General features: G+C 63.3%; 25 protein-coding genes. 15 read left to right on the top strand and 10 right to left on the bottom strand.

The genetic code is table 11. The features are described from left to right. Positions 1-72 precede the first annotated feature (72 nt). Positions 73-1,053, bottom strand: a complete 981-nt coding sequence (gene cysK, locus C7441_RS10715) for a cysteine synthase A (RefSeq protein ID WP_109612850.1) — start codon at positions 1,051-1,053, stop codon at positions 73-75. Positions 1,054-1,204: 151 nt separating this feature from the next. After that, positions 1,205-1,819, bottom strand: coding sequence for a LysE family translocator (locus C7441_RS10710; protein WP_019169931.1), 615 nt, complete (start codon positions 1,817-1,819; stop codon positions 1,205-1,207). Between the two features lie 130 nt (positions 1,820-1,949). Here C7441_RS10710 and C7441_RS10705 point away from each other — a divergent pair, with 130 nt between their 5' ends. Both C7441_RS10705 and C7441_RS10700 read left to right on the top strand, forming a co-directional pair. Beyond that, the gene (locus tag C7441_RS10705; RefSeq protein ID WP_109612916.1) at positions 1,950-2,588 is read left to right on the top strand and encodes a cytochrome b; all 639 of its coding nucleotides are present in this window, start codon (positions 1,950-1,952) and stop codon (positions 2,586-2,588) included. Continuing rightward, on the top strand, positions 2,555-3,148 hold the full coding sequence (locus tag C7441_RS10700) for a YceI family protein (protein ID WP_244916115.1): 594 nt from the start codon (positions 2,555-2,557) through the stop codon (positions 3,146-3,148). Before C7441_RS10705 ends, C7441_RS10700 begins: the two co-directional genes overlap by 34 nt. A gap of 46 nt (positions 3,149-3,194) precedes the next feature. On the opposite strand, the gene C7441_RS10695 is transcribed toward C7441_RS10700, so the two are convergent. The 3 genes from C7441_RS10695 to hrcA form a co-directional block, all read right to left on the bottom strand. Next, positions 3,195-3,419 carry a hypothetical protein gene (locus C7441_RS10695; RefSeq protein ID WP_019169928.1) on the bottom strand — a complete coding sequence of 75 codons (225 nt, stop codon included), beginning with the start codon at positions 3,417-3,419 and terminating at the stop codon, positions 3,195-3,197. A gap of 45 nt (positions 3,420-3,464) precedes the next feature. Continuing rightward, positions 3,465-4,307 carry a DUF2189 domain-containing protein gene (locus tag C7441_RS10690; RefSeq protein ID WP_109612848.1) on the bottom strand — a complete coding sequence of 281 codons (843 nt, stop codon included), beginning with the start codon at positions 4,305-4,307 and terminating at the stop codon, positions 3,465-3,467. Positions 4,308-4,468: 161 nt separating this feature from the next. After that, positions 4,469-5,539 (bottom strand): heat-inducible transcriptional repressor HrcA, encoded by a 1,071-nt coding sequence (gene hrcA, locus C7441_RS10685; RefSeq protein WP_019169926.1) that lies wholly within the window; start codon positions 5,537-5,539, stop codon positions 4,469-4,471. A 149-nt stretch (positions 5,540-5,688) separates the two neighbouring features. On the opposite strand from hrcA, the gene rph reads away from it, so the two are divergent. From rph to C7441_RS10645, 8 genes are all read left to right on the top strand, one after another. Beyond that, a complete protein-coding gene (gene rph / locus C7441_RS10680) occupies positions 5,689-6,405 on the top strand; it encodes a ribonuclease PH (protein WP_109612847.1) in 717 nt (238 codons plus the stop codon). Positions 6,406-6,413: 8 nt separating this feature from the next. Next, the gene (locus C7441_RS10675) at positions 6,414-6,824 is read left to right on the top strand and encodes a VOC family protein (RefSeq protein WP_109612846.1); all 411 of its coding nucleotides are present in this window, start codon (positions 6,414-6,416) and stop codon (positions 6,822-6,824) included. Next, positions 6,825-7,472: an RdgB/HAM1 family non-canonical purine NTP pyrophosphatase gene (gene rdgB, locus C7441_RS10670; RefSeq protein ID WP_109612845.1), complete on the top strand. Its 648-nt coding sequence runs from the start codon at positions 6,825-6,827 to the stop codon at positions 7,470-7,472. Positions 7,473-7,482: 10 nt separating this feature from the next. Beyond that, entirely contained in the window at positions 7,483-8,637 is a 1,155-nt protein-coding gene (hemW, locus tag C7441_RS10665) for a radical SAM family heme chaperone HemW (protein ID WP_109612915.1), read from the top strand. 109 nt (positions 8,638-8,746) lie between these two features. Further along, positions 8,747-9,181, top strand: a complete 435-nt coding sequence (locus C7441_RS10660) for an EamA family transporter (RefSeq protein ID WP_019169921.1) — start codon at positions 8,747-8,749, stop codon at positions 9,179-9,181. A 64-nt stretch (positions 9,182-9,245) separates the two neighbouring features. Further along, entirely contained in the window at positions 9,246-10,115 is an 870-nt protein-coding gene (gene rsmI, locus C7441_RS10655) for a 16S rRNA (cytidine(1402)-2'-O)-methyltransferase (RefSeq protein WP_109612914.1), read from the top strand. Beyond that, positions 10,108-10,479, top strand: coding sequence for a YraN family protein (locus C7441_RS10650; protein ID WP_109612844.1), 372 nt, complete (start codon positions 10,108-10,110; stop codon positions 10,477-10,479). The genes rsmI and C7441_RS10650 overlap by 8 nt, the downstream gene beginning before the upstream one ends. Before the next feature lie 105 nt (positions 10,480-10,584). After that, positions 10,585-10,815 carry a DUF3297 family protein gene (locus tag C7441_RS10645; protein ID WP_109612843.1) on the top strand — a complete coding sequence of 77 codons (231 nt, stop codon included), beginning with the start codon at positions 10,585-10,587 and terminating at the stop codon, positions 10,813-10,815. 64 nt (positions 10,816-10,879) lie between these two features. Here the strand turns inward: C7441_RS10645 and C7441_RS10640 are convergent, their stop codons facing one another. Beyond that, positions 10,880-12,250: a cytochrome P450 gene (locus C7441_RS10640; protein ID WP_109612842.1), complete on the bottom strand. Its 1,371-nt coding sequence runs from the start codon at positions 12,248-12,250 to the stop codon at positions 10,880-10,882. A 198-nt stretch (positions 12,251-12,448) separates the two neighbouring features. On the opposite strand from C7441_RS10640, the gene C7441_RS10635 reads away from it, so the two are divergent. Both C7441_RS10635 and gyrB read left to right on the top strand, forming a co-directional pair. Further along, positions 12,449-13,036: an NADPH-dependent FMN reductase gene (locus C7441_RS10635; protein ID WP_109612841.1), complete on the top strand. Its 588-nt coding sequence runs from the start codon at positions 12,449-12,451 to the stop codon at positions 13,034-13,036. A gap of 548 nt (positions 13,037-13,584) precedes the next feature. Further along, on the top strand, positions 13,585-16,038 hold the full coding sequence (gene gyrB / locus C7441_RS10630; RefSeq protein WP_109612840.1) for a DNA topoisomerase (ATP-hydrolyzing) subunit B: 2,454 nt from the start codon (positions 13,585-13,587) through the stop codon (positions 16,036-16,038). Positions 16,039-16,202: 164 nt separating this feature from the next. Here gyrB and gstA read toward each other — a convergent pair whose 3' ends face one another. The 4 genes from gstA to ubiE form a co-directional block, all read right to left on the bottom strand. Further along, the gene (gene gstA / locus C7441_RS10625) at positions 16,203-16,808 is read right to left on the bottom strand and encodes a glutathione transferase GstA (protein ID WP_109612913.1); all 606 of its coding nucleotides are present in this window, start codon (positions 16,806-16,808) and stop codon (positions 16,203-16,205) included. Positions 16,809-16,937: 129 nt separating this feature from the next. Continuing rightward, entirely contained in the window at positions 16,938-18,155 is a 1,218-nt protein-coding gene (gene coaBC / locus C7441_RS10620; protein ID WP_109612839.1) for a bifunctional phosphopantothenoylcysteine decarboxylase/phosphopantothenate--cysteine ligase CoaBC, read from the bottom strand. A gap of 132 nt (positions 18,156-18,287) precedes the next feature. Further along, the gene (gene ubiB / locus C7441_RS10615) at positions 18,288-19,862 is read right to left on the bottom strand and encodes a 2-polyprenylphenol 6-hydroxylase (protein ID WP_109612838.1); all 1,575 of its coding nucleotides are present in this window, start codon (positions 19,860-19,862) and stop codon (positions 18,288-18,290) included. Positions 19,863-19,875: 13 nt separating this feature from the next. Further along, positions 19,876-20,652: a bifunctional demethylmenaquinone methyltransferase/2-methoxy-6-polyprenyl-1,4-benzoquinol methylase UbiE gene (gene ubiE / locus C7441_RS10610; RefSeq protein ID WP_019169912.1), complete on the bottom strand. Its 777-nt coding sequence runs from the start codon at positions 20,650-20,652 to the stop codon at positions 19,876-19,878. A 105-nt stretch (positions 20,653-20,757) separates the two neighbouring features. Here ubiE and C7441_RS10605 point away from each other — a divergent pair, with 105 nt between their 5' ends. The 3 genes from C7441_RS10605 (at position 20,758) to C7441_RS10595 (ending at position 23,126) form a co-directional block, all read left to right on the top strand. Next, positions 20,758-21,732 (top strand): adenosine deaminase, encoded by a 975-nt coding sequence (locus tag C7441_RS10605; RefSeq protein WP_109612837.1) that lies wholly within the window; start codon positions 20,758-20,760, stop codon positions 21,730-21,732. 101 nt (positions 21,733-21,833) lie between these two features. Beyond that, complete coding sequence (gene upp / locus C7441_RS10600; protein ID WP_019169910.1) at positions 21,834-22,460, top strand: uracil phosphoribosyltransferase; 627 nt, start codon at positions 21,834-21,836, stop codon at positions 22,458-22,460. A 114-nt stretch (positions 22,461-22,574) separates the two neighbouring features. Continuing rightward, positions 22,575-23,126, top strand: a complete 552-nt coding sequence (locus C7441_RS10595) for a TIGR02281 family clan AA aspartic protease (RefSeq protein WP_109612836.1) — start codon at positions 22,575-22,577, stop codon at positions 23,124-23,126. Positions 23,127-23,141 lie beyond the last annotated feature (15 nt).

Below are 23,141 nucleotides of genomic sequence, written 5' to 3'. Positions count from 1 at the left end.
ACTGAACTCAAATCTACCGCGGCTCAACCGGGCGGCATCAAGGCACACCGTTTTTTTCAGCGGCCCAGCCCCCTAACCTGCGATGCCCTCGAACAGCGCAGTCGACAGATAGCGCTCGGCAAAGTCGGGAATGACGACGACAAGGTTCTTGCCGGCGTTTTCCTGCCGAGACCCCACGACGCTGGCTGCCTGCAGTGCGGCGCCCGCCGAAATACCCACCGGCACGCCTTCCAGCCTCGCCACCAGCCTGGCGGCTGCGATGGCCTCCTCATTGGTGACACGCACCACTTCGTCATAGACCGATGTATCGAGCACCTGCGGCGCAAAACCGGCACCGATGCCCTGTATCTTGTGTGGACCCGGCTGGCCGCCGGAAAGCACCGGCGAGGCCTCAGGTTCCACCGCAACGACCTTCAGATCGGGCTTGCGCTGCTTCAGAACCTGGCCGACGCCGGTGATGGTGCCGCCGGTGCCAATGCCGGCGACGAAGATATCGATCTGGCCGTGAGTGTCGTTCCAGATTTCCTCGGCCGTCGTGCGGCGATGGATTTCCGGATTGGCCTCGTTCTCGAACTGATGGGGAATGACGGCATCGGGAATGCTGGCGGCCAGTTCGTCCGCCTTGGCGATGGCCCCCTTCATGCCCTTGGCGCCCTCCGTCAGCACCAGTTCGGCGCCAAGCAGCGCCAGCATCTTGCGGCGCTCGACCGACATGGTTTCGGGCATGGTGAGGATGAGCCGATATCCCTTGGCGGCGGCGGTGAAGGCAAGCGCGATGCCGGTGTTGCCGGAGGTCGGCTCGATCAATGTCGTCTTGCCGGGCCTGATCCTGCCCTCCGCTTCCAGCGCCTCGACCATGGCGACGCCGATGCGATCCTTGACGCTCGCAATCGGATTGAAGAATTCGAGCTTGGCGATGAGATTGGCGACGATGCCATTCTCTTTCGCGAACTTGTCCAGCCGCACCAGCGGCGTGTCGCCGATTGTCTCGGTGATCGAGTTGAACACGCGACCACGGCCGGGTACGCGCGTGTTGATGACGGGCTTGTTCATGATGCTGCTCCGATAGCCTGGGAGGACTTTGCCCAAGGATAGGGCGCCAGCAGAAAAATCCGAGCGGAGGATATGCACAAACCCGTGAGAATTCAGAAATTTGTCCTCATTCCATGCATAATTTTGGAACAAAATACCACAATTCGATATATCAGCGTGCGGCGATGGCTGCCGCCGCACCCGCCATGAAGGCAGCAGCAGTGCGGTTCAGGGCCTTCAGCGCGCGCGGGGTTTTAAGCAGCCAGCGCGCCCGCGCGGCTAGCGCCAGATAGGGCACGAGGACGACAAGCAACACCGCGATTGTGACGCTCACCAGCATTGCGTAGTCGGCAACCGTCAGGGTGCGCAGATCGACGAGAGTCGGCGTCAGCGCCAGATAGAAGACCATGGTCTTGGGATTGCCGAGCGTGACGGTGAGCCCCGACAGGAAAGCGGTGAAGAGCCCGCCCTTGCCCTTGCGCGCCTCGATATTCTCCGGCGTGATGCCACTTCTCCAGAACGTCCAGGCAAGATAGGCGAGATAGGCCACGCCGAGCCATTTGATGACCAGGAAGACTTCCCCGAAGGTCTGCGCCACCAAAGCAAGGCCGAGCACCGCCGCCGTCAGATAGGTCAGGTCGCCGACAATGAGGCCGAGCGACATGGCAAGCGACGACCGGAAACCGGACCCCAGCGCCCGTGCGATCAGCGCAGTGAGCCCCGGCCCCGGAATGGCGGCGGCGACGGCAAGAGCACCGCCATAGGCAAGAAATCCGGCGAAGGTCATGAAACGAGGCTCGCAATCGAATGTCAGATAATCTGATGCTATAATCGCACGCGCGATCGCCTTTGCAATGGGCCTTTCGGATCGCGCGCGGGCGAAAACGTCGCTGATTCAAACTTCAAGGCAGCCGGAGATGCTGCGTAACGGAAGCAGTTCCTACGGGTTGGTGGCGATCCTGATCCACTGGACGATCGCAGCCCTGTTCGTTGGCCAGATGCTGCTGGGCCTGGCGCCGCGCTGGGTGGCCAGCATGGCGCTGCAATTCACGCTGATCCAGTGGCACAAATCGTTCGGCTTCCTCATTCTCGCCCTGGCCGCGCTCAGACTGCTCTGGGCCGCGACGAACCGGTGGCCGCGCCGCCCGCCAGCCCTCGGGCATGGCGAATGGATGGCCGCGAAGTCCGTTCAGGGTTCGCTCTATCTGCTGATGCTTGTGTTGCCGCTGACAGGCTGGGCGCTGGTTTCCACCTCCACGCTCGGCGTGCCGAGCTTCGCCTTCAACGTGGTCGTCATTCCCGACCTGCCCATGAGCCGGTCGGAAGCGACGGAGGAATTCTGGCGTGTGATCCACCAATGGCTCGCCTATGCCACGGCAGCCATCGCCACCGGCCATATGCTGGCGGCACTGAGGCATGAATTCTGGCTGCGCGACGGCATATTGAAACGTATGTGGCCCCCGCGAGGAAATGAGGCTGACGAGGAAACAACCAATCTGCGGAAACCTGACAGGAGGCAAGCATGCCCGACCAAACCACCGCATCGACCTCAATGACCGGCGCCGGATTGGCATTGGCGTTTCTTATCCTGGCCGGCGTCGCACATGCCGATGAACTCGCGGATGCCGCCGGCAAGTACCGCATCGACCCCTCCTCGCATATCAGCTTCAGCGTCGGCCAGGTCGCCGGCGGTGGCATCAAGGGCGATTTCGGCAAATTTCGCGGCACCTTCCGCATCGACGGGCGCAATATCGGCAAATCCAATGTCAACTTCACCCTGCTGCCTGCCAGTGTGAGAACGGGCGAGACACGCGTCGAAACGTTTCTGCGTTCGGACGCGATCTTCGACGTGGCCAATTATCCGGAAATTGTGTTCCGTTCCACCAGCGTGACGCGAACCGGACCCGACAGTGCCCGTATCGAAGGCAATCTCACAGCGCGCGGCAGGACCCACAAGGCCGTGTTCAACGCCACCGTCGAGCGCCGCAATGCCCGCAACATCAACTTCCACGTGCAGGGGCAGGTGCTGCGTTCGCTCTATGGCATGGATGCCGGCACGCCGATCTATTCCAATCTGGTGAATTTCAACATGCAACTGCAAGGGTCGCGTGGCTGACAATGCCGGTCCGGCAAATCGGCGCCGCTTGTCGGTTCGGCACTTCCTATTCGGTCGAAGCCTGACCCTTAGCGGATTTCGCCGTTCTGCCAAAACCGGAATCGAGCTTCCTCTCGAGATCGACCAGATCGGCTGGCAGCGGCATGCCCATGGCGCGCAGACCATTCAGCTTCTCTCGCAGGAGCTCCTGGATTTCGTGCGCGTCCTCCGGCTGGTCCACCATCTGCTGCATGAGGAGGTCGATCTGCGCCTTCAACTGTTCCAGTGCCATCGATCGTCCTCCTCGATTTGACGTTGGCTCAGACTTTGCAGCCGCTCATCGGGCCGGTGAATAGCTCTGAACCGTCTGCGCGCTCAAGCTGGCGTCCGGCTCCACCACCTTGCGATACAGATGCCATGTCGCATGGCCGAGAATCGGCACCACCACGGCAAGGCCCGCAAAGATCGGGATCGAGCCGAGAACCAGCAGCACAGCCACGATGAGCCCCCAGAACAATATCTGCAAGGGGTTCGTCATCAGCGTGCGCGCCGAAGCTTCTATTGCCGCCACCACGCCGACGTCGCGGTCGAGCAGAAGCGGGAAGGCAACGACGGTGGTTGCCAGCGCGACGATGGCGAAGGCCAGTCCGATCAGGTTGCCCCAGAGCATCAGTTTCATGCCCTGGTCGGTGTTGAAAACATCGTTGAAGAAGACGCTCATCGAAGCCGGTGCGTCAGGCCCGAACAACGACACATAAAGCGCCTTAGCGCACAAAAGCCAGGCGATGAACAGCGCGAAAAGCCAGATGCCGAGGACGACAATGGACGGCATTGCCGGTGAACGGCGCACCTCGAAAGCACGCCGCCAGGACGCATCCATGCCGACCTCGCGGCGACGGCTGATTTCATAGAGACCCAGCGCCGCGATGGGGCCCAGCAGCGCAAAGCCGGACATCAGCGGAAACAGCAACGGTAACGCATTGTTGCCCGAGGTCCACGTCGCCAGCACAACGCCGACAATAGGATAGATCAGGCACAGGAAGAAATAATGCGAGGGCTTTTCCCAAAAATCCCGGGCGCCTTCTCGCAACGCCGCGATAACATCCGAAAAGCCAATCTTGCGCACCGCGACCTGGTTGTACCTCCCGGCGGCGCCTGCCATGACATGAAAACTTGCCATTACCGTTCCTCCGCAGTTGGAAACGGTCACCGAAACGCCCTGACGCACCAGCCGTCACGACGAAACCGTGACCCGCACGGCACGGATGATAACGTGCCGTATCCCGCTTGTCCGTTCACGAACGGTTCATGAGTGCGCCGGGTTCCACGGTGCACGCGGTTTCAGGTCAACAGGCGGGAGATAAGCTGGGCGGTATAGTCCACCATCGGCACGATGCGGGCATAGTTGAGCCGCGTCGGCCCGATCACGCCGAGCGCGCCGATGACGCGGGCATCCTTATCGCGGTATGGCGCCACCACCAGCGAAGACCCGGAGAGCGAAAACAGCTTGTTTTCCGAGCCGATGAAGATGCGCACGCCCGATCCCGCCTCGGCCAGATCGAGAAGCTGCACCATGCTTTCCTGCGTTTCCAGATCCTCGAACAGGTGCTTGAGCAGCTCGATGTCGGCTTGCGCGGTGAGATTTTCGAGCAGGTTTGCACGCCCGCGCACGATGAGACGCGCCGGCAGGCCGGCCTCGGAGCCCGCCCAGACCGCAAGCCCGCGCTCCACCAGCTCTTGCGAAAGCGTGTCGAGCGCGCTTTGCGTTTCCTGCCTGCGGCGGGCAACCTCGACCTTGGCCTCGGCCAGCGTGCGCCCGCGCACATGGGCGGTCAGATAGTTCGAGGCTTCGATGAGCTGCGAGGCGGTGACGCCGGCGGGAAGTTCCACGACCCGGTTCTCCACATCGCCGTTCTGCGAAACCATGATGGCGAGCGCCCGGCCGGGATCGAGCTGGATGAACTCGATATGCTTGAGCGGCACCTCGTTCTTGGTCGCCAGCACCAGGCCGGCGCCGCGCGACAGGCCCGACAGCATCTGGCTGGCATCGGTCAGCATCTGCTCCAGCGTGGCGCCGCTGCCCGTCGCCTTGAGCTGCGTTTCGATGGTGCGACGCTCGTCCTCGGCGAGATCGCCGATTTCCATGAAGGCGTCCACGAAAAAGCGCAGCCCCTGCTGGGTGGGCAGGCGGCCGGCGGAAATGTGCGGCGCATAGATGAGGCCGAGCTGTTCCAGATCGCTCATCACGTTGCGCACGGTGGCCGGCGAAAGCGTGGCCGGCAGCATCCGCGCCAGGTTGCGCGACCCCACGGGCTCGCCGTCGCGCAGATAGGAATCGACGATGCGGCGGAAAATCTCGCGCGAGCGCATGTCGAGGGATTGCAATATCGGATCGATCACAGGCTTCGTCATCGTTTCACCAAACCTCTGGAATCAAGATATAGAGATTCCGGTGCCGCCAACACAAGCGCGGTACGCGCTCCGCTTTTCCTTTGCGCCGGACCCTGCATGGGGCTACAAGCCGCCTCGAACAACTTCAATCTTCCCACGGAAAGAACCGCATGCGCCCTTCCAAACGCCAAGCCGACGAAATGCGCCCTGTCACCTTCGAGCGCAACGTCTCCAAACATGCGGAAGGCTCCTGCCTCGTCAAGTTCGGCGACACGCATGTTCTGTGCACGGCGAGCCTCGAGGAAAAGGTTCCCGGCTGGATGCGCAACACCGGCAAGGGCTGGGTGACGGCCGAATACGGCATGCTGCCGCGCGCCACCGGCGACCGCATGCGCCGCGAGGCCGCAACCGGCAAGCAGGGCGGCCGCACGCTGGAAATCCAGCGCCTTATCGGCCGCTCGCTGCGCGCCGTGGTGGACCTGCAGGCGCTGGGCGAAATGCAGATCACGGTGGACTGCGACGTGCTGCAGGCCGATGGCGGCACGCGCACGGCGGCAATCACCGGCGGCTGGGTGGCGCTGCACGACTGCCTGCGCTGGATGGAAGCCCGGCAGATGGTTTCCGTCTCCAAGGTATTGAAGGACCATGTCGCGGCGATTTCCTGCGGCATTTGTGACGGCCAGCCGGTGCTCGACCTCGACTATCTGGAAGACTCCGCCGCTGGCACCGACGCCAATTTCGTCATGACCGGCAGGAGCGGCATCGTCGAGATTCAGGGCACGGCCGAGGGTGCGCCCTTCTCGGAAGAAGAATTTTCGGCACTGATGGGCCTGGCCAAGAAGGGCATTTCGCGGCTGGTGAGCCTGCAGCAGATGGCGGTGGGCTGAGACATCGAATGACCCCTTCCGGCATCCTCGAAAGTGCCCTCTACGTCACCGACCTCGACGCTGCTGAAAAGTTCTACGGCGGGGTGATGGGGCTGGAGCGCATCGCCAAGGTGCCGGGGCGGCATGTCTTCTTCCGCTGCGGACGGGGTGTGCTGTTGCTGTTCAACGCCGAAGCCACCCGACAGCCGCCTGCGCCCGGCGCAAAGCTGCCGGTGCCACCGCATGGCACGGTGGGTGAAGGACATCTCTGCTTTTCCGGAACGGCCGATGAAATCGCGCGCTGGAAAGCGTATCTGGGGGCACAAGGCGTTGCCATCGAAGCCGATTTCGAATGGCCGAATGGCGGCCGCTCGATCTATTTCCGCGATCCGTCAGGCAACTCGCTGGAGATCGCCGAACCACGTATCTGGGGTATATGAATGCGCATTCTGACCGACCGCGAAATCGTCGTTGCCAGCCACAATGAAGGCAAGCTGCGCGAATTCGCCGACCTGATGGCTCCTTTCGGCTTCAAGGCGAAATCGGCCAAGGAATTCGGCCTTCCCGAACCCGACGAAACCGGCACCACGTTTGAGGAAAACGCGGCCATCAAGGCCCTTGCCGCCGCCACCGCAACCGGCCTGCCGGCGCTGTCGGACGATTCGGGTCTGTGCGTGGACGCGCTCGACGGGCAACCCGGCGTCTATACCGCCAACTGGGCCGAGAAGCCGGATGGCAGCCGCGATTTCGGCATGGCCATGCAGCGCACCGAAGATGCCATGAATGATGCCGGTGCGGTTTCTCGCGACCAGCGCACCGGCCGTTTTGTGGCCGTCATCTGCGTGGCCTGGCCGGACGGTCACACCGAATATTTCCGCGGCGAAGCCGATGGGCATCTCGTCTGGCCGCCGCGCGGCGAAAAGGGCTTCGGCTACGACCCTGTCTTCCTCCCGGAAGGCTTTGACAAGACCTTCGGCGAGATGACGGCTGAGGAAAAGCATGGCTGGAAGCCGGGGCAGGAAACGGCGCTGTCGCACCGTGCCCGCGCCTTCCAGAAATTCGCCCGCGCCATGCTTGGCGCGGCGTAAGGATATTATCTTGACGGGCAAGGAACCGGGCTTCGGCATCTATATCCATTGGCCCTTCTGCGCGGCCAAATGCCCGTATTGCGACTTCAACAGCCATGTCCGCCACCAGCCGGTGGACCAGGACCGTTTTGCCCGGGCATTTGCGACCGAACTGGCGACCATGCGCCAGCGCACCGGCCCGCGCGAGGTGACCAGCATCTTCCTCGGCGGCGGCACACCCTCGCTGATGAAGCCCGAGACGGTCGGCGCGGTGCTGGAAGCGGTGGCGAAGAACTGGACCGTGCCGGACTGCATCGAGGTCACGCTGGAAGCCAACCCCTCCTCCGTCGAGGCAGAGCGTTTCCGCGGCTATCGCGCCGCCGGCGTCAACCGCGTGTCGCTCGGCGTGCAGGCGCTGAACGATGCCGACCTGCGCTTTCTCGGCCGGCTGCACAATGTCGAGGAAGCGCTGCACGCCATCGAACTCGCGCGCGAAACCTTCCCGCGCCTGTCGTTCGATCTCATCTATGCGCGTCCCGGCCAGACACCCGATGCCTGGGCGGCCGAACTCAAGCGGGCAATCGGCCACGCAGCGGACCATCTGTCGCTTTACCAGCTCACCATCGAGGAAGGCACGCGCTTCCACACGCTCCATGCCGCGCACAAATTCGAACTGCCCGATATGGACATGTCGGCCGAACTCTATGCGGTCACGCAGGAAGTAACCGCCGCGCATGGCCTGCCGGCCTACGAGATTTCCAATCACGCAAGGCCCGGCGCGGAAAGCCGTCACAACCTGACCTACTGGCGCTATGGCGAATATGTCGGCGTCGGGCCCGGCGCGCATGGCCGTTTTGTGGAGGACGGCCGGCGCGTGGTGACGATTGCGGAAAAGGTACCGGAGACATGGGCCGGGCTGGTGGAGGCCAGCGGCCACGGCATCATCGACGGCGAGATCCTGACACGTGATGAAGAGGCCGACGAGTTCCTTCTGATGGGGCTTCGGCTCGTCGAAGGCATCGACCTCGCCCGCTACGAAATGCTTTCGGGCCGCTCGCTGTCGTCGCGGCGGGTGTCGATCCTGCAGGACGAGGGACTGGTTGCGCCGGTGGGCAATTCGCGTCTGCGCGCCACGCCATCAGGCATGATCGTGCTGGATGCGGTGGTGGCCGATCTGGCGCGGTAAATAGTTGGGGTTTGCGCCCTTACTGACGCCTTCGTCCTGTCCGCGATTTCCCTCCCCTCCCCAAAATGCTACAGCCGCAGTGAACGTCGCAGCGGAGAGAAGCCAGCCCATGACCCTTTTCACATCCTGGCAGTTCTGGGCGGTGCTGTCGGCGGCATTCGCGGCGCTGACCGCCATTTTCGCCAAGGTGGGCGTGGAGAACGTCAATTCCGATTTCGCCACCCTCATCCGCACCGTGGTCATCCTGCTGGTGATCGCGGGCATCGTGATGGCCACCGGTCAGGCACAGACGCTGGGCTCCATTTCCTCCAAAACCTACACATTCCTTATCCTGTCCGGAGTGGCGACGGGTGCGTCGTGGCTGTGCTATTTCCGCGCGCTGAAGCTGGGCAACGCAGCGCAAGTGGCGCCGATCGACAAGCTGAGCGTGGTTCTGGTCGCGGTGTTCGGTGTCGTTTTTCTTGGTGAGCGGCTGAGCGGAGCGAACTGGCTTGGCATCGCGCTGATCGCCGCCGGTGCCGTTCTGGTCGCCTACCGCGCCTGACGCCAACAGCAAACAAAGCCATCGGGAGACCGAAGTGACCACGGACAGCGGCAAAAAGAGTTTCATGATCGGACAGACGGAAATCGCCGCCCGGCCGCTGGAAGTGGCGCTTTATCTCGTCGCCACCCCCATCGGCAATCTCGGCGACATCACGCTGCGCGCGCTGGAAACGCTGGCCGGCGCGGATGTGCTGGCCTGCGAGGACACCCGCGTCACCCGCGTGCTGCTCGACCGCTATGGCATCCGCCAGCGCCCGACGCCCTATCATGAGCACAATGCCGCCGAGGCCGGCCCGCGCCTGATCGAAGCGCTGGAAAGCGGCCGCAGCGTAGCGCTCGTCTCGGATGCCGGTACGCCGCTGGTTTCCGACCCCGGCTATCGCCTGGTGGAGCAGGCGCAAGAGCATGGCATCCGCGTGGTGCCGATCCCCGGCCCTTCGGCCGTGCTGGCGGCGCTGACCGCTTCGGGCCTGCCTTCGGACACCTTCATGTTTGCCGGCTTTCTGCCGGTGAAGGACGGCCAGCGCCGCACCCGTCTTTCCGAGCTTTCCGCCGCGCCGGCCACGCTGATCTTCTTCGAATCGCCGCGCCGGCTGGCCGACACGCTTGCCGCCATGACAGACGTCTATGGCGACCGCCGGGCGGCAATCGGCCGCGAACTCACCAAGACGTTCGAGGAGGTGCGCACCGGCACGCTTGCCGCGCTCGCTGCCCATTATGCCGAAGCGCCGACGCCCAAGGGCGAGATCGTTATCTGCGTCGGCCCGCCGCTCGAACAAGCCGCCGAAGCCGAGGATGTGGACCGCCTGCTGCTTTCGCTGGCCGCCGAAATGCCGGCCTCCAAGGCAGCTGCCGAAGCCGCGCGCATGACCGGCGGGCAGAAGCAGGCTCTCTACCGCCGCCTGCTTGAACTGAGGGAAGGTAGCGGTGACTGATACGCTGGCGCGACGCAAGGCCTACAGGCGCGGACACCGTGGTGAATGGCTTGCGGCACTCGCGCTTATGCTGAAAGGCTACCGCATCGTCGCACGGCGCTACCGCACAAAACTCGGCGAAATCGACCTCATCGCCCGGCGCGGCGACCTCGTGCTGATTGTCGAGGTAAAGGCACGGCCGACCCTTGTGGCGGCCATGCAGGCGGTGGCCTGCAGTTCGGAGCGTCGCATCGAGGGTGCGGCCGATTTGTGGCTCTCCCGCCAGCCTGACTATGGGCAGCTTTCCGTGCGCTTCGACATGGTGGCGGTGATGCCGCGCCGCTGGCCGGTGCATGTGGAGAATGTGTTTTACGGGCGCAACTGAGCGCGGGGCTTTACGCTGACGGCCGATGCCCTTAACAGGCCTCGCAAAGCCTGCGACGCGGGCAATCGCGTTCTGCATGGGCACCAAGAATTACTGGAGAAAGCAATGCCCCTTCCCGACCGGCTGAGCATCGACCCGCGCAGTCCCTATTTCGACGGCGACGTGCTGGAACGCGGCGTCGGCATCCTGTTCAACGGGCGCGAGCGCGAGGATGTCAGCGAATATTGTGTCAGCGAAGGCTGGATCCGCGTACCCGCCGGCAAGTCCAAGGACCGCTTCGGCCAGCCGATCACCATCAAGCTCAAGGGCACGGTCGAGCCTTTTCCGCGGGCCTGAGCGGCGGAGAACGCTTTCAGGCACGCGGACTTTCAGGCGGCGATGGAGGGCGTCGGCGGTATCCTCACCGCCGCGTCACCTGCATCGGCAGGCCGCCTTGCGGCTGGGTGGTCAGCTTCTGCACTGGCCACGGCCTGGTCTCGGCAACGGTTTCGAAGCGGAAGCGCGAAAGCAGGATGGCGAGCGCGATGATCGCCTCCTGCATGGCAAAGCTAGCGCCGATGCAGACGCGCGGGCCGGCGCCGAACGGCAGATACTGGTAGCGGTCGATCTTCTCGCGATTGCCCGGATGGAAGCGCGACGGCATGAACGCATCCGGCTGCTCCCAATGCTTGCGGTGACGGTGCACCGTCCACGGCATGACCAGAACCTGCGAACCTTTCCGGATTTCCAGATCCTTGTAGCGGTCGGTCTCGACAGGCTCGCGGTTGATCGACGGTGCGGGCGGATAAAGCCGCAGCGCCTCCTCGAAGGCGGCGCGGGTCAATGGCATGGCGTCGAGCCACTTCGTCGGGTCGGGCTCACGCGCCAGCACCGCGTCGATCTCGGCCTCTATCGGCGCGCGCTCCCACGGCGCTTCGGACAGGCAATAGAGCGTCCAGCCCAGTGCCCTTGCCGTCGTCTCATGCCCAGCGCCGATAAAGGTGATGATGTTGTCCTCGATCTCGTCGCGCGTCAGGCCGTTCGGCCCCTCGGCGCGCAACAGCAGGGTCAGGAAGTCCTCCGGGACCGCCTCGGGCTCGCGCGCCAGCCGCGCGCTGCGCATGGCCATGGTGTCGGCCACGATTCTGCGGAAATAGGCCATGGTCTTGCGGCCGCGAATGCGGGTAATGCGCGGCAGCCAGTCGGGCGCGCGCAACAGGTCGAGCGGATCAACGCGGCCCATCGTCTCGAACAGATGGTCGATCTGGCGCGCGAAACTGCCCGGCTCGCCCGCGATCTCGCCGGAAAACAGCGTCTCGGCGAGAATGTCATAGGTCAGCATGGTCATGTCATGGGCGATGTCGACCGTCCCGGTCTCGCCCTCATAGCGCTCCGCGAAAGCCAGCGTGCGCTTGAGCATCGGCTGCGCAAAGCCGAAAATGTGGCGCGGCGTGAACACCGGCGCCATGGCCTTGCGCGAACGCTTCCAGACTTCGCCTTCCGCCGTCAGAAGCCCGTCGCGCAGGATCGGACGAAGGATTTTCTGGCGTACCGTAGCCATCTTGTAGTTCTTCGCATTGTCCACCAGCACATGGCGGATCAGGCCGGGATCGTTGGCGATCACCAGTGGCCCTCCGATGCCCGACACCGAAATCCATGGCTCGTTGTAGGAGGGCTCGCCCCACAATTCGAGCGGATTGCGGTAGACGATGCGGATCATCTGCAACGTGGAAGGCGGTGTGCTGCGCGGCTTCGGCGCGGGCGGGATGAAAGGGGCGGGCGCGGTATCCATCGTGTCCTCCGTGCCTGCCTATGTAAGCGGCCGAACAGACAACGTCCACTTTCAGCCGGCACCGTTCGCGATCGCTGAACGCAGCGTCACCCGCAATTTTTCAGGATTACCCGAACGTGCTTCCTTGCGCTTCGAGGCGATATGGCCCATTTCCCGGTCAGTTACCTTTGGTGACCGCATTTTATAGGGAATACGACATTGAAGCCTAAACTCCACATCATCGTCGGCAGCACCCGTCCGGGCCGCGTCGGCCCCCTCTTCGCCAAGTGGTTTGCCGATTTCGCGCGCGAGCACGGCGCGTTCGAGCCTGTCCTGGTGGACATTGCCGATTTCGACCTGCCGCTGTTCGATGAGCCGAAGCATCCGCGCCTCAAGCAGTATGAGAACGAACATACCAAGCGCTGGTCTCAGACCATCGAGGAGGGCGACGCCTTCGTGTTCGTAACGCCGGAATACAACTATTTCATCCCGGCGCCGCTGGTGAACGCCATCACCTATCTCGTCAACGAATGGCACTACAAGCCCGCCGGCTTCCTGAGCTACGGCGGCGTTTCGGGTGGCCTGCGCGCCGTCGAATCGGCCAAGACGTTGCTCAACACGCTGAAGGTGGTGCCGATCCCGGAAGGCGTGCCGGTGCCGAACTATCCGCAGTTCCTGGCCGACGGTGCTTTCAAGCCGAACGATCTCATCACCGCCGGCGCCAGGACCATGCTGGACGAACTCGAACGCTGGACCGGTGCGCTGAAGGCGCTTCGCCCTGCCAAGCAGTCCGCTGCCGCCGCCTGACCAGCAGGCATTTCCAGATAAAACCAGTTCGGAAATCCGCCCCGCCGCAACAGGCAGGGCGGATCGCTGAAACCCGACCATGGCTGCCAGTCGATCTGGCCAGCCGCGCGATGCCGTTGCGCCTGCCCGACACGTCGCGGCGCCTTGCTGCATGATTTCGCCACGCCGAAAGCGAAACGAACATTGCCCGATTTCCCTTTATCCAGACGGCAAGGTCACCCTTTCAACCTGCTTCGACGCTGCCCTCGCGCCCGCGCAATTGTGGCTATGCCGGCGCGAGAGCCGGCATAGCGATCCGCTGATCCGTCTCACGCCGACGTGCTGGCAGCGGTCGCAGCGGCAAGGGGCAAGCTGCTGCGCGGTGTCAAGCCGGTTTCACCGGCTGCGTGAACTGAAAACGCCGCCCCGGAAATTGCCTGATTTCCCCCGCAAAATCCTTGGAAAACTTGGAAAAACAGCCCGGAGCGCCTATATCTGGAAGATGAACGGGCGTGCGATTCGGGGCGATTTCGCGCGCCCGTCCCGCGACAGAGAAACGAAAGATTTTCATGAGCGATACGACCCAGAACCAGGCCGGTGCGCAGGCCGAATACGGCGCCGATTCCATCAAGGTCCTCAAGGGCCTGGATGCGGTGCGCAAGCGTCCGGGCATGTATATTGGCGACACCGACGACGGCTCGGGCCTGCATCACATGGTCACCGAGGTGGTGGACAACGCCATCGATGAGGCCCTGGCCGGCCACGCCACGCTGGTTACCGTTACGCTCAATGCCGATGGCTCCTGCACCGTGACCGACAACGGCCGTGGCATTCCCACCGACCTGCACCCGTCCGAAGGCGTGTCGGCGGCCGAAGTCATCATGACCCAGCTCCATGCGGGCGGCAAATTCGACCAGAATTCCTACAAGGTATCCGGCGGCCTGCATGGCGTGGGTGTGTCCGTGGTCAACGCGTTGTCGATCTGGCTCAGGTTGAAAATCCGCCGCAACGGCAAAATCCACGAGATGGGCTTCACCCATGGCGTGGCCGATGCGCCGCTGGCCGTCACCGGCGATGCGGGCGAAGAGACTGGCACGGAAGTCTCCTTCCTACCCTCGCCCGAAACCTTCTCGATGGTCGAGTTCGACTACGGCACGCTGGAACATCGGCTGCGCGAGCTTGCCTTCCTGAATTCCGGCGTGCGTATCGTGCTGACCGACAAACGCCATGCCGATGTGAAGAGCCAGGAACTGCTCTATCAGGGCGGTCTGGAAGCCTTCGTGAAATATCTGGATCGCGCCAAGAAGCCGATTATCCCTGCGCCGATCGCCATCCGCGCCGAGCGCGACGGCATCACCGTGGAAGTGGCGATGTGGTGGAACGACAGCTACCATGAAAACGTGCTGTGCTTTACCAACAACATTCCGCAGCGTGACGGCGGCACCCATCTGGCCGGCTTCCGCGCAGCACTGACGCGGCAGGTGACCGGCTATGCCGACACCTCCGGCCTCACCAAGAAAGAGAAAGTCTCGCTTGTCGGCGACGACTGCCGCGAGGGCCTGAGCGCCGTGCTTTCGGTGAAGGTGCCTGACCCGAAATTCTCCTCGCAGACCAAGGACAAGCTCGTTTCCTCGGAAGTGCGGCCGGTGGTCGAGAGCCTCGTCAACGAAGCGCTCGGCACCTGGCTGGAAGAGCATCCGAGCGAAGGCAAGATCGTCGTCGAAAAGGTGATCCAAGCGGCCGCCGCGCGCGAGGCGGCGCGCAAGGCCCGCGACATCACCCGCAAGAGCACGCTGGGCGTCACCTCGCTGCCGGGCAAGCTGGCCGACTGCCAGGAGCGCGACCCGGCCAAGTCGGAACTCTTCATCGTCGAGGGTGATTCCGCAGGCGGCTCCGCCAAGAGCGGGCGTTCGCGCCAGAACCAGGCGATCCTGCCGCTGCGCGGCAAGATCCTCAACGTGGAGCGGGTGCGCTTCGACCGCATGCTGTCGTCCGACATGATCGGCACGCTGATCACGGCGCTCGGCACGTCCATCGGCAAGGACGAGACCAACGGCTTCAACATCGACAAGCTGCGCTACCACAAGATCATCATCATGACCGACGCCGACGTCGACGGCGCCCACATTCGCACGCTGCTCCTGACCTTCTTCTTCCGGCAGATGCCGGAACTCATCGAGCGCGGGCATCTCTATATCGCCCAGCCGCCGCTCTATAAGGTTTCGCGCGGCAAGAGCTCGCAATATCTCAAGGACGAGACGGCGTTCGAGGAATATCTCATCGCCACCGGGCTGGAGGATGCGTCGCTGACATTGGGTTCCGGTGAGGTGCGCACGGGACAGGACCTGCATGCGGTGATCGAGGATGCACGCGCGGTGCGCAGCCTGCTCAACGGGCTGCATACGCGTTATTCGCGCACGATCGTGGAGCAGGCGGCGATCGCCGGTGCGCTCAACCCGGCCATCCTCGATGATCTCGGCCGCGCCGACGCCATGGCGGAGGCGATCGCCGGGCGGCTGGACGCTATCGCGGAGGACACGGAGCGCGGCTGGGAAGGCCGCACCGCGACCACCAATGAGGGCTCGGGCGGCTATATTCTCGAGCGCACCGTGCGCGGCGTGAAGGAAGCGGCCTTCCTCGACATGGGCCTGCTGCATTCGGCCGATGCCCGTGCGATCGACCGCTATTCCGACCGGCTTGCCGACATTTACGGCAAGTCGCCGGTGCTGCGCCGCCGCGAAACCTCGGAGGTCATTTCAGGGCCGATGGCGCTGCTGGACGCGGTCTTCGCCACTGGCCGCAGGGGGCTGACGATGCAGCGCTACAAGGGTCTTGGCGAGATGAACGCCGAGCAGCTTTGGGAAACCACGCTGGACCCGAATGTGCGCTCGCTGCTGCAGGTCAAGATTTCGGACGCGACGGACGCCGACAGCCTGTTCTCACGCCTGATGGGCGACGAGGTCGAGCCGCGACGCGAATTCATCCAGGAAAACGCCCTTTCGGTGGCCAACCTGGACGTGTGATGCTCGTTTGAGTACAGGAGAGGACGAAACGGCCCGGAAATCGGACGATTTCCGGGCCGTTTCTATTTTCACAAGTAGAAAGCTGCGACGCTTACCGCTCATCCGGCAACCTTGCGACCACCTCCCCGTCAGGGGATGGGCGAAGTCGCACGCCCCGCAAAGGATCAGGCCAGGCCTTCCTCACGCAGCGCCTGCTGCACCGCCGGGCGTGCGGCTACGGTGCCAATGAAGCGCTGAATATTGGCGAAGGGCGACAGGTCGAAGCCGACATGGCGTGCCCAGCCCAGCACCGTCCACAGATAGGCATCGGCAGCGCTGAAGGCGTCGCCCATGAGGTAAGAGCGACCTTCCAGCTTCTGGTCTACATAGGCGAGACGCTTGTTGAGATGGGCGCGGTTCGCTTCCTTCGTCGCCTCCGGCGTGTCGGGCCTGAAGAACGGACCGAAGGCCTTGTGCAACTCGGTCGAAACGAAAGCCAGCCACTGCTGCACGCGGTAGCGCGCCATTTCGCCGGCCTTCGGCATCAGGCCGGTCTCGGGCTTCTGGTCGGCGAGATACTGCACCAGCACCGACGCCTCGGTCATCAGTTCGCCATCGGGCAGGACGAGCGCCGGCACATAGCCGTTGGGATTGGTAGAGAGGAAATCCTGATCTGCTTCGGTCTTCTTGCTCTTGCCGTCGACCTTGATCAGTTCGACATTCAAACCGGCTTCATTGGCAACGATATGCGGAGCCAGCGAGCAGGCGCCGGGCATGTAGAAAAGTTTCATTTCAAGGAACACTCCGAATGGATTGGCATGTTCCTGTCGCATGCGCGCGCGAGGCGGCCAAGCCCGCATTCGATAAACAATGAGTGTTCAGCCATGAAACGCCCGCAGCGCGGAAGTGCGACGGCGCGTTCAAACCGCGACGGTCTTCAGGCGTTCGGCGATTACATCGGCCAGCCGTGCGGCGACCTCGTCCTTACTCATATCCGGCCATGCCTCCACACCGGTCCTGGAGACGATTTTCACCCGATTGCGGTCGCCGCCCATGGCGCCGCCAGCGGCAGAGACATCATTGGCGACGATAAAGTCCACGCCCTTCTTCTTCAGCTTGGTTTCGGCGTTGGCGACAATGTTCTGCGTTTCGGCGGCAAAACCCACAACCAGATAGGGTCGGTTCCGGTGGTGGCCGATCGTGGCGAGAATATCCGGGTTTTCCACCATCTGCAGCGTCGGCGGCCCGTCGCCTGGAACTTTCTTGATTTTTTCATCCGCGGAGTTGGCGGTGCGCCAGTCGGCAACGGCCGCAACGAAAACGGCGGCATCTGCCGGCAGCAGGCCCTCCACCGCATCGCGCATTTCGCGCGCGCTTTCGACATGGATCGTGTCGATGCCGGCAGGATCGGGAATGCCGACCGGACCCGAAACCAGCCGCACATCCGCCCCCAGCCGGGCGAGCGCGGCCGCAATCGCATGGCCCTGCTTGCCCGACGAGCGGTTGGCGATGTAGCGCACCGGGTCGATCGGCTCATGCGTGGGCCCGGACGTGACGATGATCCTGCGGCCGGCCAGCGGCTTCGGCCGCGTGTCCAGCCGCGCTTCGATGGCCGCGACGATCTCCAGAGGCTCAGCCATGCGCCCCTCGCCCGCCTCTCCGCTCTCGGCCATCTCGCCCTTGTTGGGACCGACGAAAGCGACGCCGTCCTTCTCAAGCGTGGCATGGTTGCGCCGCGTGGCCGGGTGCGTCCACATTTTCGGGTTCATGGCCGGGGCCATCACTACCGGCTTGTCGGTGGCCAGCAGCACGGCCGAGGCCAGATCGTTGGCAAGGCCGTTGGCAAGCTTGGCCATCAGGTCTGCGGTGGCGGGCGCCACGACGATCATATCGGCCTCGCGCGACAGGCGGATATGGCCGACATCCTGCTCGTCCTGTCGGTCGAAGAGGTCGGTGAAAACATGGTCGGCGCTCAGCGCACCGACAGCGAGCGGCGTGACGAATTGCTGCGCGGCACCGGTCATGACACACCGCACCAGCGCCCCACGCTCGCGCAAGCGGCGGATGAGGTCGAGCGACTTGTAAGCCGCGATGCCGCCGCCGATGATAAGCAGAATGCGCTTGCCGGAAAATGTCATGCCCTGGCTACCCTCATGCCTGTCCAGAGACCAGCGTTCATAAGGCTCTCACCTTTAAAGTGATTTTAACTTTGAAGTTAGTCCCACACCATAAGTCTTCAACGACAGCAACTCTGTCAAACATCGTGACATTTACATCAGCTTCCAGCCGATCCAGACCAGCGCCAGCGCGATCACCCACAGCGCCACCCTACCCGAGCGCGTGTGCCGCGCCTCGGCCTTGCCGATGGCGCGGGCGGTCGCTTCGTCGAAACGCAGGCCATGTTCGGCCATGGCGTCGATCTCGCGGGAAAGGCGCTCGGTACGGGCGGCAATCTCCGGCGCCTGACGGGCCAGCGACATCAGCGCATGCACGCCTTCGCGCGCATCGCCCAGCATGCCGCGTGGTCCCAGATTGGCGGCGATCCAGTGCCCAACCACCGGTTCGGAAGTCTTCCACATATTGAAGGCCGGATCGAGCGTGCGGGCCACACCTTCCACCACCACCATGGTCTTCTGCAGCAGGATCAGTTCGGGACGCGTCTGCATGTCGAACAGTTCGGTCACCTCGAACAGCAGCGTCAGGAGCTTGGCCATGGAGATCGTCTCGGCCGACTGGCCATGGATCGGCTCGCCGATGGCGCGGATCGCCTGGGCGAAGGCGGAGACATTGTGCTTGTGCGGCACGTAGCCCGCCTCGAAATGCACCTCGGCCACACGCCGATAGTCACGCATGATGAAGCCGTAGAGGATTTCGGCCAGAAAACGCCGTTCCTTCTTGCCGAGTCGTCCGGCAATACCGAGATCGACCGCCACGATGGTGCCGTCGGCTTCCACGAACAGATTGCCCGGATGCATGTCGGCGTGGAAAAAGCCGTCGCGCAAAGTATGGCGCAGGAAGGACTGGATGAGGTTTGCGGCAATCTTCGGCAGATCGTGGCCGGCTGCACGCAGGCCCTCGACGTCGCTCATCTTGATGCCGTCGACCCACTCCATGGTCAGTACGTCGCGACCGGTGCGCTCCCAGTCGACATGCGGCACGCGAAAGCCGGGATCGTCGCGGGTATTCTCGCCGATCTCCGACAGCGCCGCCGCTTCAAGACGCAGATCCATTTCGATCTTGGTGGTCTGGGCGAGCGTTTCCGTCACCTCAATCGGCTTGAGGCGACGGCTGGATGGAATCCAGCGTTCCTGCAACCGGGCGGCGAGGAAAAAACTCTCCAGGTCGCGCGCGAACGCCTTGCGCACACCGGGGCGGATCACCTTGACCGCAACCTTGGCAGCACCCGCATCGCGCGCGACCTGCGCCGAATGGACCTGCGCAATGGAAGCCGCCGCAACCGGCGCATCGAGTTCCACAAAAAGCTCATCAACAGAGCGACCCAGCGAGCCTTCGATGCCATGGACCGCCTGCTCACGCGGAAAAGTATGCATGCGGTCCTGCAGCAGCGCCAGATCGACGGCGATGTCGTTGCCCACGACATCCGGGCGCGTGGCCAGGAACTGGCCGAGCTTGACATAGGACGGTCCGAGCCGCGCCACTGCACCGGCCAGCCGCTCCGAGCGCTGCCGGTGCCGCGCGCGCCGGCGCGTCAACAACCTGGCGATGCGCCAGCCAAATTTCGGAAAACCTGAAAGCTCGTCGCCCGGCAAAGCCGCGACAACGCCTTCACGCGTCAGAATCCATCCAGCCCTGACAAGCCGGAAAGCGGCACCTGCTGAAGTCATCCGCAAGCGCCCGTCAAAGTTTCCAGCCGGAATGCAGCGCCGCTATGCCGCCCGAATAGTTCCGATATGTCACCCGGTCAAAGCCGGCATGCGAGATCATGGCGGCAAAATTCGGTTGGTTGGGGAACTTGCGGATCGATTCGACCAGATAGCTGTAGGGTTCGCCGTCGCCGGTCACCATCTGGCCGATGCGCGGGATGGCCTTGAACGACCATTCTTCATAGACCTTGTCGAGCAGCGGCATGTCGACTTCAGAAAATTCCAGACACAGGAAACGGCCGCCGGGCTTGAGCACGCGATAGGCTTCCGACAGCGCCACATCGATGCGCGGCACATTGCGAATGCCAAAGGCGATCGTGTAGGCGTCGAAAGTCTCGTCGTCGAAGGGAAGTTCCTCCGCATTGGCCTCGACGAAATCGGTATTGGCCGCGAACCCCCGCTTTTCGGCGCGCTCCTTGCCGACTGCCAGCATGGAGCCGTTGATGTCGAGCACGGTGGCATGTGCCTGCCTGTGCGACGCTTCGATGATGCGGAAGGAGATATCTCCGGTGCCGCCGGCCACGTCCAGCACCTTCCAGCCCGGCCGCTTGGGCGGGTTGAGCCAGGCGACCATACCGTCCTTCCACAACCGGTGCAGGCCGGCCGACATGAGATCGTTCATCACGTCATAGCGCTTGGCGACGCGGTGGAAAACTTCGTTGACCAGCCCTTGCTTCTCGTTTTGACCTACGCTCTTGAAACCATAGGAGGTTTCCATGCCGCCGGCCGCAGTGGTCCGTTGCTCTGACATTTTTTCCGATCCGCCATAAATCCGGCGGGACCATAGCCGATCAGGATCGGTGACGCCATTGTTTAAGGCGCGATGAAGAGACGCGCTTTTCCACGGGGAGACGAGATGCCGCTGAAAGCAGAATTGCACTGCCACATCGAGGGTGCGGCAGCGCCTGATCTTGTACTGAGACAGGCCGAGAAATACGGCAGGGATGTTTCCGCCGTCATTCGCGACGGCGCTTTCGTCTGGCACGACTTCACCAGCTTCCTTGCGGCCTATGACGTGGCCTCCGACCTGTTCCGCACCGAGGAAGACTATGCCAGGCTTGCCGAGCATTACCTGACCAGCCTGGCGCGTGACGGCGCGATCTATTCGGAGGTCTTCACCTCCCCCGACCACGCCATCAAGGCGGGCCTGTCGCCCCAGGCCTATACCGACGCGCTGGGCGAAGGCATTCTGCGCGCCCGCGACAAAACCGGCATCGAAGGCCGCATGATCGTGACCGGGGTACGTCACGTCGGCGTCGAATCGATCGAGGCCGCGGCGCGCTTCGCGGCCAAGTGCAATCACCCGCTGGTGACCGGCTTCGGCGTTGCCGGCGACGAGCGCCAGGGCGACATGGAAGATTATGTGCGCGCCTTCGAGATCGCCCGCGAGGCCGGGCTGGGCATTACCGTGCATGCCGGGGAGTTCGGCGGCTGGGAAAGCGTGAAAGCCGCGCTCGACCACATCCGCCCGTCCCGCATCGGCCATGGCGTGCGCGCCATCGAGAACCCGGATCTGGTCAGGCGCATCGCCGACGAAGGCGTGGTGCTGGAATGCTGCCCCGGCTCCAACATCGCACTCAAGGTTTTCGACGATTTTGCCAGCCACCCCTTCCTGAAACTGCAGGAAGCAGGCTGCAAGGTGACGCTCAATTCCGACGATCCGCCCTATTTCTGGACCACGCTGAAGCGTGAATATGAGATCGCGGCGACCCATTTCGGCATGAACGACAAGCAACTTGCCGCATTGACCCGCACCGCGGTCGAGGCAGCCTTCGTGGATCGAAAGACGAAAGCCCAGCTTCTGGCGCGGCTCGACGCGCCAAAACGCTGAGAAAGGGCTACAAAACTGTGGGCTCAAACGCGGCGGACGGTTTCACGCATCCATCGCAGTCGCTAATGTCGCCATACAGCAGAACCTCAGGAGAGACCTCAATGGGCGTGACCGTCGTCGACCATCCGCTTGTCCAGCACAAGCTCACCATCATGCGCGACAAGGAAACGTCCACGGCCAGTTTCCGGCGGCTGCTGCGCGAAATCTCGCTCCTGCTCGGTTACGAGGTCACGCGCGACCTCGAACTCACCACCAAAACCATCGAGACGCCCATCGAAACGATGGAAGCACCGACGCTGGAAGGCAAGAAGCTGGTCTTCGCATCGGTCCTGCGCGCCGGCAACGGCCTGCTGGAAGGGCTGCTCGATCTGGTGCCGGCCGCGCGCGTCGCCCATGTCGGCCTATACCGCGACCATGAAACGCTCGAGGCGGTCGAATATTTCTTCAAGGCGCCGAGCGACCTCGGCGACCGGCTGATCATCGTCGTCGATCCGATGCTGGCCACCGCCAATTCGGCAATCGCGGCCATCGACAAGCTGAAGGAGCGCGGCGCAACCAACCTGCGCTTCCTGTGCCTGCTGGCCGCGCCCGAAGGCATCGAGCGCTTCACCAAGGCACATCCCGACGTGCCGGTCTTTACCGCGGCGATCGACCGCCAACTCAACGAGAAGGGCTATATCCTGCCTGGCCTTGGCGATGCCGGCGACCGGCTTTACGGCACCAAATAGCGCTTTTACCCAAGGTTAAGGACGGGACGCGAAATCCCACTGTTTCGGCGAGGCGTTAAGCGCGCCTGCATCATGCATCCATAAGCTTGCCCAAAAAAGAAAACAGGGCGGCTCATGCTTCGCAAGGTCATCATTTTTTCCGTGTGCGCGGGAACGTCGGCATCGTTCCCGTCGCTCTACCAATCGCATCAGGAAACCATCCATCGGCTGGCGGCGCCCTTTATCGGGGTGTCGGCACCTGAAATGCGAATTTCGGCAGCGCAACCCGTCGCCTTCAACCCACAGGAAGGCAGCGGGCGCCAGGTGCGCCTCGCGGCCGACCGCGCCGGCCATTTCAGCGGCGAGTTCCGGCTGAACGGCCATCGGGTCGAAGGCATGATCGACACCGGTGCAACAGTCGTGGCGCTGAACCGCTCGACCGCCCGGCGCATCGGCATTTCGCCGGCGCAGATGGATTTCGTGCAGAAGGTGGATACCGCCAACGGCCTTGCACGCGCGGCGCTGGTGACCATCGACCGGCTGCAGATCGGCCGGGTTTCGGTCGACGATGTGCAAGCCGTGGTGATGGACGACTCGGCCCTTTCCGAAACGCTCATCGGCATGAACTTCCTCAGCCGCCTTGGCAGGTATCAGGTCGAAAACGGAACGTTGCTGATGGTGCAGTAGGTTGCGGCGCGCCTT

The organism is Pseudaminobacter salicylatoxidans (assembly GCF_003148475.1).
GTDB lineage: Bacteria > Pseudomonadota > Alphaproteobacteria > Rhizobiales > Rhizobiaceae > Pseudaminobacter > Pseudaminobacter salicylatoxidans.
This window is presented reverse-complemented; position numbering and strand designations above follow the sequence as displayed.

Excerpts from the sequence above, each read along its gene's own strand:
- cysK (WP_109612850.1), bottom strand. The coding sequence starts at position 1,053 with ATGAACAAGCCCGTCATCAACACGCGCGTACCCGGCCGTGGTCGCGTG.
- C7441_RS10710 (WP_019169931.1), bottom strand. The coding sequence starts at position 1,819 with ATGACCTTCGCCGGATTTCTTGCCTATGGCGGTGCTCTTGCCGTCGCC.
- C7441_RS10705 (WP_109612916.1), top strand. The coding sequence starts at position 1,950 with ATGCTGCGTAACGGAAGCAGTTCCTACGGGTTGGTGGCGATCCTGATC.
- C7441_RS10700 (WP_244916115.1), top strand. The coding sequence starts at position 2,555 with ATGCCCGACCAAACCACCGCATCGACCTCAATGACCGGCGCCGGATTG.
- C7441_RS10695 (WP_019169928.1), bottom strand. The coding sequence starts at position 3,419 with ATGGCACTGGAACAGTTGAAGGCGCAGATCGACCTCCTCATGCAGCAG.
- C7441_RS10690 (WP_109612848.1), bottom strand. The coding sequence starts at position 4,307 with ATGGCAAGTTTTCATGTCATGGCAGGCGCCGCCGGGAGGTACAACCAG.
- hrcA (WP_019169926.1), bottom strand. The coding sequence starts at position 5,539 with ATGACGAAGCCTGTGATCGATCCGATATTGCAATCCCTCGACATGCGC.
- rph (WP_109612847.1), top strand. The coding sequence starts at position 5,689 with ATGCGCCCTTCCAAACGCCAAGCCGACGAAATGCGCCCTGTCACCTTC.
- C7441_RS10675 (WP_109612846.1), top strand. The coding sequence starts at position 6,414 with ATGACCCCTTCCGGCATCCTCGAAAGTGCCCTCTACGTCACCGACCTC.
- rdgB (WP_109612845.1), top strand. The coding sequence starts at position 6,825 with ATGCGCATTCTGACCGACCGCGAAATCGTCGTTGCCAGCCACAATGAA.
- C7441_RS10660 (WP_019169921.1), top strand. The coding sequence starts at position 8,747 with ATGACCCTTTTCACATCCTGGCAGTTCTGGGCGGTGCTGTCGGCGGCA.
- rsmI (WP_109612914.1), top strand. The coding sequence starts at position 9,246 with ATGATCGGACAGACGGAAATCGCCGCCCGGCCGCTGGAAGTGGCGCTT.
- C7441_RS10645 (WP_109612843.1), top strand. The coding sequence starts at position 10,585 with ATGCCCCTTCCCGACCGGCTGAGCATCGACCCGCGCAGTCCCTATTTC.
- C7441_RS10640 (WP_109612842.1), bottom strand. The coding sequence starts at position 12,250 with ATGGATACCGCGCCCGCCCCTTTCATCCCGCCCGCGCCGAAGCCGCGC.
- gyrB (WP_109612840.1), top strand. The coding sequence starts at position 13,585 with ATGAGCGATACGACCCAGAACCAGGCCGGTGCGCAGGCCGAATACGGC.
- gstA (WP_109612913.1), bottom strand. The coding sequence starts at position 16,808 with ATGAAACTTTTCTACATGCCCGGCGCCTGCTCGCTGGCTCCGCATATC.
- coaBC (WP_109612839.1), bottom strand. The coding sequence starts at position 18,155 with ATGACATTTTCCGGCAAGCGCATTCTGCTTATCATCGGCGGCGGCATC.
- ubiB (WP_109612838.1), bottom strand. The coding sequence starts at position 19,862 with ATGACTTCAGCAGGTGCCGCTTTCCGGCTTGTCAGGGCTGGATGGATT.
- ubiE (WP_019169912.1), bottom strand. The coding sequence starts at position 20,652 with ATGTCAGAGCAACGGACCACTGCGGCCGGCGGCATGGAAACCTCCTAT.
- C7441_RS10605 (WP_109612837.1), top strand. The coding sequence starts at position 20,758 with ATGCCGCTGAAAGCAGAATTGCACTGCCACATCGAGGGTGCGGCAGCG.
- upp (WP_019169910.1), top strand. The coding sequence starts at position 21,834 with ATGGGCGTGACCGTCGTCGACCATCCGCTTGTCCAGCACAAGCTCACC.
- C7441_RS10595 (WP_109612836.1), top strand. The coding sequence starts at position 22,575 with ATGCTTCGCAAGGTCATCATTTTTTCCGTGTGCGCGGGAACGTCGGCA.